The 13,746-nt window shown below is 67.7% G+C and carries 11 protein-coding genes and 2 pseudogenes; 8 read left to right on the forward strand and 5 right to left on the reverse strand.

Annotated elements, in window-relative coordinates:
* Window positions 1–2 precede the first annotated feature (2 nt).
* The 5 genes and pseudogenes from KPL57_RS61885 to KPL57_RS61905 all read left to right on the forward strand — a co-directional run.
* Window positions 3–1,163: pseudogene (locus KPL57_RS61885) on the forward strand (dicarboxylate/amino acid:cation symporter); the annotation flags it as partial.
* 283 nt (window positions 1,164–1,446) lie between these two features.
* Window positions 1,447–2,622 carry a serine hydrolase gene (locus KPL57_RS61890; RefSeq protein ID WP_226359074.1) on the forward strand — a complete coding sequence of 392 codons (1,176 nt, stop codon included), beginning with the start codon at window positions 1,447–1,449 and terminating at the stop codon, window positions 2,620–2,622.
* Between the two features lie 75 nt (window positions 2,623–2,697).
* Window positions 2,698–3,615 carry an alpha/beta hydrolase gene (locus KPL57_RS61895; RefSeq protein WP_226359075.1) on the forward strand — a complete coding sequence of 306 codons (918 nt, stop codon included), beginning with the start codon at window positions 2,698–2,700 and terminating at the stop codon, window positions 3,613–3,615.
* A 95-nt stretch (window positions 3,616–3,710) separates the two neighbouring features.
* Window positions 3,711–4,760 carry a helix-turn-helix domain-containing protein gene (locus tag KPL57_RS61900; RefSeq protein ID WP_226359076.1) on the forward strand — a complete coding sequence of 350 codons (1,050 nt, stop codon included), beginning with the start codon at window positions 3,711–3,713 and terminating at the stop codon, window positions 4,758–4,760.
* Between the two features lie 13 nt (window positions 4,761–4,773).
* Window positions 4,774–5,400: an ATP-binding protein gene (locus KPL57_RS61905; RefSeq protein WP_226359077.1), complete on the forward strand. Its 627-nt coding sequence runs from the start codon at window positions 4,774–4,776 to the stop codon at window positions 5,398–5,400.
* Between the two features lie 534 nt (window positions 5,401–5,934).
* Here KPL57_RS61905 and KPL57_RS61910 read toward each other — a convergent pair.
* From KPL57_RS61910 to KPL57_RS61920, 3 genes are all read right to left on the reverse strand, one after another.
* Window positions 5,935–7,158, reverse strand: a complete 1,224-nt coding sequence (locus KPL57_RS61910; RefSeq protein WP_226351754.1) for an ISAs1 family transposase — start codon at window positions 7,156–7,158, stop codon at window positions 5,935–5,937.
* A gap of 302 nt (window positions 7,159–7,460) precedes the next feature.
* On the reverse strand, window positions 7,461–8,111 hold the full coding sequence (locus KPL57_RS61915; protein WP_226359078.1) for a transposase: 651 nt from the start codon (window positions 8,109–8,111) through the stop codon (window positions 7,461–7,463).
* Window positions 8,112–8,476: 365 nt separating this feature from the next.
* The gene (locus KPL57_RS61920; protein WP_226351147.1) at window positions 8,477–9,127 is read right to left on the reverse strand and encodes a transposase; all 651 of its coding nucleotides are present in this window, start codon (window positions 9,125–9,127) and stop codon (window positions 8,477–8,479) included.
* Window positions 9,128–9,496: 369 nt separating this feature from the next.
* Between KPL57_RS61920 and KPL57_RS61925 the strand changes: the two genes are divergently transcribed.
* From KPL57_RS61925 to KPL57_RS61935, 3 genes are all read left to right on the forward strand, one after another.
* On the forward strand, window positions 9,497–9,832 hold the full coding sequence (locus KPL57_RS61925; RefSeq protein ID WP_226359079.1) for a transposase family protein: 336 nt from the start codon (window positions 9,497–9,499) through the stop codon (window positions 9,830–9,832).
* Between the two features lie 92 nt (window positions 9,833–9,924).
* Window positions 9,925–10,689 carry a transposase family protein gene (locus KPL57_RS61930; RefSeq protein WP_226351144.1) on the forward strand — a complete coding sequence of 255 codons (765 nt, stop codon included), beginning with the start codon at window positions 9,925–9,927 and terminating at the stop codon, window positions 10,687–10,689.
* A gap of 22 nt (window positions 10,690–10,711) precedes the next feature.
* Window positions 10,712–11,167 carry a transposase family protein gene (locus tag KPL57_RS61935; RefSeq protein ID WP_226351767.1) on the forward strand — a complete coding sequence of 152 codons (456 nt, stop codon included), beginning with the start codon at window positions 10,712–10,714 and terminating at the stop codon, window positions 11,165–11,167.
* A 494-nt stretch (window positions 11,168–11,661) separates the two neighbouring features.
* Here KPL57_RS61935 and KPL57_RS61940 read toward each other — a convergent pair.
* Window positions 11,662–12,571: pseudogene (locus KPL57_RS61940) on the reverse strand (IS5 family transposase); the annotation flags it as partial.
* 14 nt (window positions 12,572–12,585) lie between these two features.
* On the reverse strand, window positions 12,586–13,746 hold a 1,161-nt coding region (locus KPL57_RS61945; RefSeq protein WP_226359080.1), incomplete at its 5' end, for an IS1634 family transposase.

Consider the following 13,746-nt stretch of genomic DNA (forward strand, 5'->3'; position numbering starts at 1 on the left):
CGATGAAGCATCCCGCCGTCCTGATCGCGCTCGCCGCGGTCGCCGGGATCGCGTTCGGCCTGGTGACCGGCGAGTGGGCCGGCAACCTGAAGGTCGTCGGCGACGCCTTCATCCGGCTCGTCCAGATGGCGATCGTGCCGCTGGTCATGACCTCGGTGATCGCGGCCTGCGGGTCCATGACCGGATCCGGCACCGGCCGGCTCGCGCTGCGGACCTTCGCCTGGATGATCGGCCTGTCGGTCGTGGCCGCGGTGGTCGCGGTGGTGCTCGGGCTGCTGTTCCGCCCGGGTGCCGGGATGGTCGCGACGGCCGCACCGGACGCCGCGCTGCCGGCCGCGGCGGCCCCGGAGAGCTGGCAGGACACGGTCCTCGGCTTCTTCACCACCAACGTCGTCGAGTCGATGGCCGAGGCGGCGATGGTGCCGATCATCCTGTTCTCGCTGCTGTTCGGCGTCGCCCTCCACCGGCACGTCACCGCGACGGGGAACACACTCGTCCTCGACGTCGTGGGGCAGTTCCAGCAGGTCCTGCTCACCTTGATCCGGCTGGTCATGTACGTCGCGCCGATCGGGGTGTTCGCACTGCTCGCCGACCTGTCCGGCCGAATCGGCTTCGCCGTGGTCGGGTCGGCCCTGGCCTACCTCGGCACCACCCTGCTGGGCGTCGTCCTGCTCACCGCACTGTTCGTGGCGATCGTCGCCGGGCGCACCCGGCTCAACACCGCCCGCCTGCCGCGCAAGCTCGCCGAGCAGACCGCCGTCGCGGTCACGACGACGAGCTCGGCCGTCACCTATCCCACCGTCCTGCGCACCACGATCGAGAAGATCGGTGTCAGCCCCCGGGTCGCCAACTTCACGCTGTCGGTGGGGCTGACCATGGGTTCCTACGGCGCCGTCCTCAACTACACGATCGTCGTGCTGTTCCTCGCCCAGGCCGGCGGCGTCGACCTCTCGGCCGGGCAGATCGCGTTCGGGATGGTCCTCGCGATCCTGCTCAACATGGGCACGATCACCGTGCCGGGCGGGTTCCCCGTCGTGGCCCTGTTCCTCGGGACCACCCTCGGACTGCCCCTCGCGGCCGTCGGGCTGCTCATCGCCGTCGACTGGTTCACCGGGATCCTGCGGACCTTCCTCAACGTCAACGCCGACACCCTGGTGGCGATGCTCGTCGCGCACCCGACGGGGAGATCGACCGGGAGGTCTACGACGGTGTCCGCGCCGGGGAGCCGGCGGAGACGGGGGCCCGGAGCGCCTCGGACGCCTGACCGACCGCGGGGCTCGGACCCGGCGTTCGCCACCCGCCAGATGGCGGGTCGGGAGAATCGCGTTGCGTTGCGGCGGCGGTTATCCCCGGGTGTGATCCACGCCATCCTGGTGCCTGTTCGAATGATGCGCGCCAGTGATGCCGCGAGGGCCTCCGCGCGCCGTCGACGACACAGGAGGTCCGATGTCCAGGACGATCGACGGATCAGGGATCGACAAGATCCTGCAGGACGCGGTCGCCGCCGGGGCGGTGCCGCACGTCGCGGCCATCGCCGCCGATGCCGACGGGGTGTTCTACGAGGGCGCGGCCGGCGTCCGCCACACCGACGGCGGGCCGCAGCCGGTCACGACCGGTACCCATTTCCGGATCATGTCGATGACGAAGATGGTCGCCACGGTCGCAGCCCTGCAGCAGGTCGAGCGCGGCGGCCTGGACCTGTCCGCGCCGGTGGAGGACTACGTCCCCGACTTCGCCCGGGTCCAGGTCCTCGACGGCTTCGACGGTGACACGCCCCTCCTCCGCGCCCCGCGGACGAAGGCCACCGTCAAGCACCTCATCACCCACACCTCGGGCCTGGGCTACTGGTTCTGGAACGCCGACCTGAAGAAGTACGAGGAGGTCACCGGCACCCCGAACGTGGTGCCCGGTGACATGGCCGCGTTCGACGCGCCGATGGTGGCCGACCCGGGCACCCGCTTCGAGTACGGCATCAACACCGACTGGCTCGGCCGCGTCGTCGAGGCCGTCGCCGGCACCACCCTCGACGTCGTGATCAAGGAGAACGTCACCGGCCCGCTGGGCATGGACGACACCATGTTCGCTCTCGACGAGGCCCGGAAGGCGAACAAGTCCCCGGTCCACGTCCAGGGCGAGGACGGCACGTGGGTCTCGGCCGGCAACGTCCTGCCCGACGACCCGCAGTGGTGGGCGGGCGGACACGGCCTGCACTCCACCCCGCGCGACTACATCCGCTTCGAGCGGGCCCTGCTACGCGGCGGCGAGCTCGACGGAGTCCGCATCCTCTCGCAGGAGACGGTCGACGCGGCGTTCTCCGACCAGCTCGACGGTGCACCGATGCCGACCGAGATCCGCTCGGCGGACGCACCCATCACCGACACCCTGCACCTCGGCCCGGGCTGGACCTGGGGGTACGGACTCCTGATCAACACCCAGGACGTGCCGGGCGCCCGGCGTGCCGGGACCGGCGCGTGGGCCGGCCTGTTCAACACCCACTTCTTCATCGACCGCACGACCGGGGTGTGCGCCTCGATCTACACCAACTCGCTGCCGTTCATCACCGAGCACCAGGCCTGGAAGATGTACAACGACTTCGAGGCAGCGCTGTACTCGTCCCTGTGACCACCGCTGCGGCGGCCGCCGGCATGGTCGGCGGCCGCCGCCGCGGTCGTGTCCGGGTGCGTCGGGAGGACCAGGATGGCCGCGGTTGCTCGTCCGGATTTCGACCCTGAGCTCAAGGCCGGGCTGGCCGTCGTCGGCGGGGTGTTCCCTCCGACGATCACGCCCGAGCTGATCGGCTTCATGCGGCGCTCCTACGCCTCCCCGCCCATCGACCGGACACTCGCCGGCCGGCCGATCACCCGGAGCGAGCACACGATCGCCGGCCATCGCGGCGACCCCGTCGAGGTCTCGGTGTTGACCCCCGACGGCGCTTCCGGGCCTCGTCCGGGCGTCGTGTTCGTGCACTCGGGGGGCCTGATGTTCGGCGACCGCTTCAGCGGGGCGGACCTGGTCCTGGACTGGGTGGACCGGCTGGGGGCGGTGCTCGTCGCCGTCGAGTACCGGTTGGCCCCGGAGTTCCCCGACCCGTTCCCCCGCGAGGACTGCTACGCAGCGCTGGAGTGGACGGCGGGCATGGCCGGTCGGCTCGGCATCCGGCCGGACCGGTTGATGCTCGCCGGGGCGAGTTCCGGCGGAGGCCTCGTCGCCGGCATGGCGCTCGCCGCCCGCGATCGTGGCGGCCCCGCCCTGTGTGGGCAGGTCCTCGACTATCCGATGCTCGACGACCGCGGCCGCACCGGCTCGACCACCCAGTTCGACGGGGTGGGCGTGTGGGACCGCATCAGCAACGAGACCGGATGGACGGCCCTGCTCGGCGACGCGCGGGGAGGCCCGGACGTCAGCCCGTACGCCGCCCCCGCGCGCGCGGACGACCTCTCCCGGCTGCCCCCGGCGTTCATCGACGTCGGCGCGGCCGAGATCTTCCGGGACGAGGCGATCGACTACGCGAACCGGATCTGGAGCGCCGGCGGGGACGCGGAGCTGCACGTCTGGTCCGGGGATTCCACGCCTTCGACATCTTCGCCCCGCACACCGGCGTCGGGCGCGGCATGATCCGGACCCGGGACGCGTGGGTCGAGAAGATACTCGCCGACTGACTAGAGTGACCGCCACCACTACAGTCCGACCGTCACCCGTCGGGAGGTCACGTGCAGGAACTGCTCGGCCGGCTCTCTGCGCTCGATCCCCAGGCGAGCCTCGGCCTACGGGTGATCGCCTGTTTCGACGAGCTGGTCATCGGCAACGTGAACACACGCGGCCTGCTCAGCGCGGCCGCTTCGCTCGCCGGCTGCACCGCCGGGTACGGCCAGGACACACCGCCCCGCTCGGTCCGCATCACACCGCGCGGAGAGGCCGCACCACAGCCGCTGGACGCCCCGCCGCCGCGGACCCTGTCCGAGGTGGCTCCGGGGATCACGGTGTGGCTCGAACGCGACGGTGCACCGCACGCCAACGACGCGATCATCCTGGAACGTCTGTCCCTGGCGGTGCGGATGCGGCACGGGCGAGGGCGGAGCGACGCCGACGGTCGCCGTGACCTGAGCCTGGTACTGGATCGCGCGGTCCCCACCGAGGAACGCCGTGTGGCCGCCGCCCGCATCGGTCTCCTGCCCGGGGTGCGGTACCGGACCGTCGCGGCGCCCCTCTTCGCGGTCTGGGGCAGCCACCCGCCCGGCCCGGAAGACGTCATCGCGACCTCGTACGGCCCGATCCACGCCAGCGTCGTCGCCTGCGATCGGACAGTCGTGGACGCGACACCGTCCGGCATCGGAACGGCTGACGAGATCGACGGCCTGCACCGGTCCTTCCGAGCCGCAGTCGTCGCTCTGCGGCTGTGCGCCCCTCCGGCGACACCCACCGTGCTGGCCGACGACTTCGGCGGCCTCATCGGCCTCCTCGCCGATCTGCCCCACGACAGCGACCAGCCCGATGTCGAGTCCGTCGACCTGGTGATGCGCCACCCCTGGGGTCCGACCACACTGGACGCCCTCGTCCGAGCGGGTTCGGTGCGCCAAGCCGCGCGGCTGGCCGGGGTCCACCACAGCACGCTGCAGGCCAGGATCGACGGCCTGACCGCCGACCTCGGCTACAACCCGCTCGACGACGGCATGGGACGAACCCGCCTCGGGCTGGCTTATCTCGTCTGGCGGCTACGCAACTCCCGCGTCCTGGACCTGCCGGCGCCGGCTACGCACTAGTCAGTGCCGAGCGGTGTCGCGGCCGGACCGTCCCTGGGTCAACACGACGCACGACTGGAGTCGTGATCTCGATGTCGGCCACCTGCGTGAGGTCCGGGAGCAGCCGGAGCGCTATGCACCGACGGGTGCCCTGCACCTCGTGTTGGAGGTCGTGGCCTACGCGGCTGACGAGGCCGAGGCACGCAACCGTCGCGGCCGGTGCCTCATCGAGCTGGCGCCGGACGGGTCCATCCTGATCGTCGACGACGGACGGGGCACCGACACTCGCCGCAGCCCGACAGGAGCCGTCATCCGTAAGCCGATCATGGCTACGCGTGACCTCCGGTTCTTCGACGCGGAGACCCCACCGCTGCTCGGTGACGGTCACGCGCGCCGAGGCATCTCGGTCGTGGCAGCGTTGAGCACCAGGCTGGATCACGTGAACCGTCGGCACGACGGCGCATGGTCGCAGACGTATCGCGACGGACTGCCTGTCGGCGGCTTGGTCGACGTTGCCGGAGACGGCACCACGGGCACCGCGGTTCGGTTCACGCCGTGCAGGGCGGTCCGTGACCTCGGCGGAGCCGACGTGGACAGCATCCACGCAGGCGTGGCGCGCCTCGGCGGGCTACTGGAGGTCGTCGTGGACGACCAGAGGTGAGAGGTCCTCCTGCGGCACCGTGGACGGTTGGACGGCCGGCATATGACTGGTATGTTCCGAATCACCGACCTACCTGATCCGCAGGGGAGTCACCGCGTTCTTGCGCGGCCCCGAGCAGGAGGTCGATCTCCATGGATCCGTCGCACACCGATCAGTGGCGAGCGCAAGGCGCGCCGGCCGCGCACGTTCTGTGGGACATGGTGACCGGGCCCATGCCGCGGGGCCTTCTCGGCGTCGGCGACCCGGATGTCCACTGCATCGACGGCCGTTGGACGATGTTCTTGGGCGGCTTCTCGACCGGCTTTCGCAACCGCCTCTACCGCGCCACGGCCCCGCCCGGGGGCTCACCCCGTGGGCCGTGGCGCATCGACGCCGACCCTCGTGGACGTGCAGCCGCTCTGGCTCCGGACCCACCACGCGGCAGCTGGGACGCAGCGGGGATGCACACACCCAGCTATGTGCCTCCGTCCGGCGGCAACGGGGCGCGCCTGTATTACACCGGCCGGGCTTCCCTACAGGGCCCCGGCAAAGTCGCTAGATGATCTTGTAGGTGGTCAGTGGTCGATGGGGGTCGCGGGCGTGGTGGCGGAGTGCTGCGGCGATGTTGCTGACGCCGTGCAGGCGTAGCGCGGTGATCGCGAGGTTCCGCAACGCCGACATGACCTGCGGGGCGTGACCGGTGTGGGCGGTGGCGCGGTCTTCGTCGAAGCAGACATCACGGACCCAGTGCAGGCGATTCTCGATCGACCAGTGCCCACGGATCCAGCGGGCGAGCAGTCCTGGATCGGCGTCGGTGCTGGTCAGGCTGGTGATCGCGTAGGCGGTCTCGGTTCTCCACTTCCCGCCAGGCCGCAGTGGGCGACGCCGGCGCACCAGCTTGATCGCCTGGGATGCGTGGGGGAAGAACTCTGCGCCCAGGTCGGGACAGGGGTGCAGGCTGACCACGCTGATCGTGCGGGTCTCGACGCGGCCGTGCCCACGCCCGCGTTGACGATCAGCGACGCCGATCTGGGTCCAGGGCAGCGCCCGTACCCGTGCCAGCAGCGTGGGCTGGTTCGCTTTGATCGTCATCAGGTAGTGCCCGCCGCGGCGGTGTAGGTAGTCGGCGTGGGCTCGCTGGGTGTGCAGAGCGTCCGCGGTGACCAGTACATCGTCGAGGTCGAGGGGGTCGAGCAGCGCGGTGAACGCGGTGATCTCGCTGCCCTTCTCTGCGACCTGAACCTGGCCGAGCACGCCACCGCTGGTCTGGTCGAGCACCGACACCAGATGCGGGAGCCAGACCCTGCCGTCGGCGGCACGGACGCGGGCGCCGCGCAGGGTCTTGCCGTCCAAGGCCAGCACGCGACGCTGTTCTCGCCGGGGTGTGCCCTCCGCCGCCGGCTGGGCGCTGAGCTGGGGCAACACCCAGGACTGCAACGCCGCCTCCAGCGCCGAGGCGTCGACCCGTTGCAGGACCCGGCGGATGGTCGACTCGTGCGGAGCGACCGCGCCCACCCCGAGCACGTCCAGCACGGCGCGGCCGACGTCATGGGCGTACTCGGCGATCGCGGTGAACGACCGGGCCCCCGCCAACACCGCGCACGCCCCCAGTAGCAACACCGCGAGGACACCGTGGCGGACACCGCGTGGTTTCCGCGGGTCCGGCACTCGCGACAGGGCCTCCACCAGCGACAACCCCGCCGCCTCACCGACCGGCGCGGCTCTCCCCGCGTCAGGACCGACCTCCAGGCCTTCCAGAGCAGCAACGATCGGAGACACTGACACTGCGGACACAGGCTTCCTGACGTGAGCAAGGATTCGACACCCTCATGATCACGCCAAGCCTGTGTCCGCACCCACCCCCACCCCCCACATCACCGCAGCTCAGGACCCACCCATCACGACTTTGCCGGGGCCCTGGGCTTCCCTACGGCATTACGGTCCGCGAAGCCGGTACGCGATCGGCTTCCTCGAGTACCGAGACGGCCGTTGGCAGCGACACCCGATGCCGGTCCTGGAGGGCAGGCCGCCCCGGTCCAGTGTGCTCGAACCATTCGTCATCTACACCGAAGGCCGGGGGCTTATTCATAAGCCGCAAAGAAGTAGAGGCCTACGATTGCTGCAACTGTGCTTGCGTATTTGCTGATGGGGTAGCGGTATCGGCCGCCTTCTTCGCTGAGCATGCGCCATGTTTTGAGGTGCGCGATGGCGTGTTCGACGGCTGCGCGGATTCTGCCGAGGGCGGTGTTGAACTCGACTTGGCTGGGGTCGAGGTCGATGCCGGGGGATCGCTTGTGCGGGACCGTGTTGATGCCCTCGACGCCGATGTAGCCGAGGTCGGCGACGGACGGGAGATCGCGCAGACGCTCCGCCAGTCCGGATGCGGCGTAGGCATGTGCGTCGTGGCGGGCGCCGTGAATCGGGACTTCGCCGACCGCGACGAGGACTCCGTCGAGGGTGGCGGCGATCTGCAGGTTCATGCCCGGGTAGCCGGCCTTGACCGAGAACAGGTCGGACACTGCGTTCCAGTCCCACGTCGGGCACACGGTGCCATCGACCAGCACTGTTCCGCCTCCGAGGACCTCCCGCGGGTCGGGCACGACGTCGGCGAGGACCTCGCCGATCACCGGGCGCAGCAGGTCCCAGCGGCGACTGACCGTGGACTGGCTGACCCCGAAGATCGCGCCCGCGAAGTCCTGGGTCACGTTCTTGCGCATCAGCGTCACCACCATGGCCACTGATCGGAACAAGCCCAACGCAACAGGCCTACCTGCAGAAACGAACTTGCCGCCGCATCGGGCGTGTACTCTCACCACCAGATCGGTGAGTTGTCTATCGTCCAACCCTGTCATAGCTTTGAATCGCAACAGCTCTTCGCCGATCCTCGTTCAATGCCTGGGAACACCGAACAAACCGGCAAGGGCTGTTGCACTTCAAGCGCAACACGCCGCCGTGCCGATGTCGAGACAAAATTGCTGGTGACGGACCACGGCGTCCTCAGATCGACAGAATTACTCCCTTGTGAATAAGCCCCCCGGTACCGGGAGGCTTATTCAGGGCCCGTGAAATAACGATCTAGCCCGGCGTGTCGGGAGGCTTATTCATAAGCCGCAAAGAAGTAGAGGCCTACGATTGCCGCAACTGTGCTTTCGTATTTGCTGATGGGGTAGCGGTATCGGCCACCTTCTTCGCTGAGCATGCGCCATGTTTTGAGGTGCGCGATGGCGTGTTCGACGGCTGCGCGGATTCTGCCGAGGGCGGTGTTGAACTCGACTTGGCTGGGGTCGAGGTCGATACCGGGGGATCGCTTGTGCGGGACCGTGTTGATGCCCTCGACGCCGATGTAGCCGAGGTCGGCGACGGACGGGAGATCGCGCAGACGCTCCGCCAGCCCGGATGCGGCGTAGGCATGTGCGTCGTGGCGGGCGCCGTGAATCGGGACTTCGCCGACCGCGACGAGGACTCCGTCGAGGGTGGCGGCGATCTGCAGGTTCATGCCCGAGTAGCCGGCCTTGACCGAGAACAGGTCGGACACTGCGTTCCAGTCCCACGTCGGGCACACGGTGCCATCGACCAGCACTGTTCCGCCTCCGAGGACCTCCCGCGGGTCGGGCACGACGTCGGCGAGGACCTCGCCGATCACCGGGCGCAGCAGGTCCCAGCGGCGACTGACCGTGGACTGGCTGACCCCGAAGATCGCGCCCGCGAAGTCCTGGGTCACGTTCTTGCGCATCAGCGTCACCACCATGGCCACTGACCGGAACAAGCCCAACGCAACAGGCCTACCTGCAGAAACGAACTTGCCGCCGCATCGGGCGTGTACTCTCACCACCAGATCGGTGAGTTGTCTATCGTCCAACCCTGTCATAGCTTTGAATCGCAACAGCTCTTCGCCGATCCTCGTTCGATGCCTGGGAACACCGAACAAACCGGCAAGGGCTGTTGCACTTCAAGCGCGACACACCGCCGTGCCGGTATCGAGACAAAATCGCCGGTGACGGCTTCCGCAGATCAACAGAATTACTCCCTTGTGAATAAGCCCCCGGGTTGGGCGACAGCCCGTCCATCGCGAAGATTGGTTTGTCGAATCAATCCGAGATGAATGGGCTGTCGCAGTATGTACTATACCACTGGCTTTCGGCGTGATGAGATTCAGGATCTTGCCGCTCTGGTGCATGAGCAGGATCAGCGGAACGCGACTGGCCTGCGACGGCCTTGGCCGCCGATTCTGGGATTGTTCTGGTCGGTGGTGATCACGTTGGCGTATCTGCGCGGGAATCGTGTGCAGTGGGAGTTGGCGGAAACCTACGGGGTGTCGCAGTCGACGGTCAGTCGAGCGATCGCGGGGGTGACACCGTTGCTGGCGCAGGCGCTGCGGAGTGTAGTTCCGACTGCGGAGGAGCTTCGTGCCGATCGGCAGTACATCGAGGCTTATTCAGGGCCCGTGAAATAACGATCTAGCCCGGCGTGTCGGGTTGGGCGACAGCCCGTCCATCGCGAAGATTAATTTGCCGAATCAATCCAAGATGAACGGGTTGTCGCAGTATGTACTATACCACTGGCTTTCGGCGTGATGAGATTCAGGATCTTGCCGCTCTGGTGCATGAGCAGGATCAGCGGAACGCGACTGGCCTGCGACGGCCTTGGCCGCCGATTCTGGGATTGTTCTGGTCGGTGGTGATCACGTTGGCGTATCTGCGCGGGAATCGTGTGCAGTGGGAGTTGGCGGAAACCTACGGGGTGTCGCAGTCGACGGTCAGTCGAGCGATCGCGGGGGTGACACCGTTGCTGGCACAGGCACTGCGGAGTGTCGTTCCGACTGCGGAGGAGCTTCGTGCCGATCGGCAGTACATCATCGACGGAACCCTACTGCCCTGCTGGTCATGGACCGCCATACCAGGTCTGTGGTCGGGCAAGCATCGCACCACCGGCGTCGTCGTCCAGGTCGCAGCCACCCTGGAAGGGCAGCTGTCGTGGATCTCCGACCCGACCCCAGGCTCCCGACACGACCTACATTGCCTCGACCAATCCGGCGCCCTCGACCACCTCGCCACATACCCACCGATCGGCGATAAAGGCTACATCGGGCGCGGCATGCTCACCCCGTTCAAAAAACAACCCGGCCGGGAACTTCTCGACTGGCAGAAAACATTCAACAAGAGCCTCAACCGCACACGCGCCACCATCGAGCGAGTCATCGCCCATATCAAGTCGTGGAAAGTTCTCCACACAGACTACCGTCGACCCTACGCCACATTTAAAACGACGATCTCGGCAGTCATCGGACTCATCTTCTACGCACTTACCTGACGGAGCCTGAATAAGCCTCATCATCGACGGAACCCTGCTGCCCTGCTGGTCATGGACCGCCGTACCAGGTCTGTGGTCGGGCAAGCATCGCACCACCGGCGTCGTCGTCCAGGTCGCAGCCACCCTGGAAGGGCAGCTGTCGTGGATCTCCGACCCGACCCCAGGCTCCCGACACGACCTACATTGCCTCGACCAATCCGGCGCCCTCGACCACCTCGCCACATACCCACCGATCGGCGATAAAGGCTACATCGGGCGCGGCATGCTCACCCCGTTCAAAAAACAACCCGGCCGGGAACTTCTCGACTGGCAGAAAACATTCAACAAGAGCCTCAACCGCACACGCGCCACCATCGAGCGAGTCATCGCCCATATCAAGTCGTGGAAAGTTCTCCACACAGACTACCGCCGACCCTACGCCACATTTAAAACGACGATCTCGGCAGTCATCGGACTCATCTTCTACGCACTTACCTGACGGAGCCTGAATAAGCCTCCTGGATGCCCGGGTGCCCCTTGCGGGCAGGGCGGAAGTCATCCTCGACGCCGAGATGAAGCTCGACACCTCCGCCCCGAAACCAGGCACCGCCGCGGGCTGCGAGCACCGACGGCTTAGGGATCTCCGTCATACCGAGGACATCTGCGAAGAAGTGCCGCGCGTCGTCCTCACGACCGCGGGGCATGGCCAGCTGCATGTGATGTAGGCGTGCGTACACCCGGCGAGTATGGCGTGCGACATGCGGGCCATCAGCCCCTGAGATCAGGGCACCTTCTCCGTGGCTCGGGGCTAGCGGGCCGGCCCCGAGCGGCCGCGAACGGGCCGGAGGTGTAGGGAGCGAGCCGGCAGGGCCGGCGTGGCCGGCTCCGCGGCGCCTTGACACCCAGTGATATCGGCACGGGAGATTGCTGGCTGAGAGTTTCCCGCTCCTGGCTCGGCGCATCATCGGGCCTGACTTCGGTCACTTGTCTTAGAGCGTGTTTGGAAATTCTAGTGGGTTGAGGGTGTCGTGTGTTTCTGCTGGCGGGTGGCGGGGTATCCACGGGCGATGCGGCGGGTGATGGTGTTGATCGCGGCCCAGCGGATCATGGCTTCGGATGTGGTGGGGTGGCGTTCGTAGTCTCGGGCCAGGCGTCGGTGTGCGGTGAGCCAGGCCAGGGTCCGTTCGACCACCCACCTTCGTGGGAGGACGGTGAATCCGCGCTGCTCGGGTGGCTTGCGGATGATCTCGATCGTTGTCTGCAGGATCGTGGCGGCCCAGTCGAGCAGTCGCCCGGCGAAGCCGGCGTCGGCGTAGACGAACCGCACCCTGGTGCGCAGGTAGAGGTTGAGCAGGATCGGCTTGGCGCCGTCGCGGTCCTGTACCGAGGCCGAGCACACCATCGTGGTCAGCAGCAGACCGAGGGTGTCGGTCACGATGAACCGTTTCCGTCCGCCTGTCTTCTTCCCGGCGTCGTAGCCGCGGGAGTCCTGGCCGACGGTGTCGGCGCCCTTGACCGACTGGGAATCGATGATCCCCGCACTCGGCTCCGGATCACGGCCCTCGGCGATACGTAACTGCCCCCGCACGACCGGGAGGATCTTCTCGGTGACCTTCTGCTGTTCCCACTGGTTGAAGTACCAGTAGACGGTCTGCCAGGGCGGGAAGTCCACCGGCAACGCCCGCCAGGCACACCCGGTCCGCACGACATACAAGATCGCGTCCAGCACGTCCCGACGAGCATGAGCAACAGGCCGCCCCCGCCGCGCGAGCGGCGGTAACAACGGCTCGATCACCACCCACTGGGCATCACTGGTGTCCGAGGGGTACCGGCGCGGTCGTTCCTGCATGCCGACCACGATGGAGCACCCCAGCCGTGTCGACCATCCCGACACACCCACCATTTCCAAACACGCTCTTAGTGCTTCGCCGCGGGCTGACGGAGCGCGTCGAGGAGGGCCTGTTTGTCGGCGGGGACGGCGGGCGGGAAGGTCTGCTGGGTGCCGTTGATGGCGATGGTGGCCGAGCGCAGTGGTCGGAGCTGGCGGACGACGTTGCGGATGGTGAGCCCGGTGCGGTTCTGGATCTCGCGGGCGACTGCGAGGGCGGTGAACACGATGGTCAGGTGCGCTTCGATGGACTGGCGTTGGTGGTGGAACATCGGGCGGGCGCGTAGGTCGGTTTTGCTCATCCGGAAGGACTGCTCGACGTGCCAGAGGTCGTGGTAGTCGCCGATGATCTCCCCGGCCGCTGCGCCGCCGGCCGGGATGTTGGTCACGTAGCCCTTCAACCCGACCAACCGGTATGCCCGAGCCAAGGAGGCCTCGTCCAGGGCGCGGGAGCCGTTGGTGACCTTGACGAACCGCGGTGTGCGCGCGGGCTTCTCGCCGGCGATGACCTCGCGGGCCCGGTTCTCCTGCAGGGTCAACGTGCGCCGGTCCCGGACGGCCCGCTTCGTGGAGTAGGCCCAGACCGCCCGCCAGGATCCCGGATGCTGGTTGGGGTTCCAGACGGGCTCGGCCTTGACCTTCGGGCTGTTCTCGCTGCGCCCGGTGCGGCGGTCGCGTGGTGTGAGGGTGTCGATGATCTGCCCGTCGACGAAGGCGTCGCCGTGCCAGTGGAAGTGCGACTCCAGGTCAACCGGGGCCTTGGTGAGTCGGGAGCCGACGATGAACCGCAGGCCGGCCTCGTCGAGGTCGCGCAGGTTCGCGGCCGAGAGCATCCCTGCGTCGGCGACCACGACCATCCCGCCCGGCTCGACCGGCAGCTGGTGTCGGGCCCGGAAGGCCTCGATGATCGGCAGGATCGTCGCGGTCTCGGTCTTGTTGCCCTCGAAACAGCCGATCTCGAGGGGGAACCCTGCGCGATCGACCAGCAGCCCGACGACGACCTGCGGGTCGACCCGGCGTTCCTTGGAGAACCCGACCTTGCGCAGGTCGTCCTCCTTCTCCGCCTCGAAGTAGAGGGTGGTGACGTCGTAGAGACACAACGACACATCCCCACTGCCACGGGCGTGGGTGAAGCAGGCCCTCGCGATCTCGTCGCGGTAGCTGCGCCCGGTGCAGCGCAGCAGGGTGCG

Source organism: Pseudonocardia sp. ICBG601 (assembly GCF_020496245.1).

What these genes read in the sequence shown, in the direction of transcription:
- KPL57_RS61915 (WP_226359078.1), bottom strand. Translation starts at nt 8,111, where the DNA reads ATGGTGGTGACGCTGATGCGCAAGAACGTGACCCAGGACTTCGCGGGC.
- KPL57_RS61895 (WP_226359075.1), top strand. Translation starts at nt 2,698, where the DNA reads ATGGCCGCGGTTGCTCGTCCGGATTTCGACCCTGAGCTCAAGGCCGGG.
- KPL57_RS61925 (WP_226359079.1), top strand. Translation starts at nt 9,497, where the DNA reads ATGTACTATACCACTGGCTTTCGGCGTGATGAGATTCAGGATCTTGCC.
- KPL57_RS61920 (WP_226351147.1), bottom strand. Translation starts at nt 9,127, where the DNA reads ATGGTGGTGACGCTGATGCGCAAGAACGTGACCCAGGACTTCGCGGGC.
- KPL57_RS61930 (WP_226351144.1), top strand. Translation starts at nt 9,925, where the DNA reads ATGTACTATACCACTGGCTTTCGGCGTGATGAGATTCAGGATCTTGCC.
- KPL57_RS61890 (WP_226359074.1), top strand. Translation starts at nt 1,447, where the DNA reads ATGTCCAGGACGATCGACGGATCAGGGATCGACAAGATCCTGCAGGAC.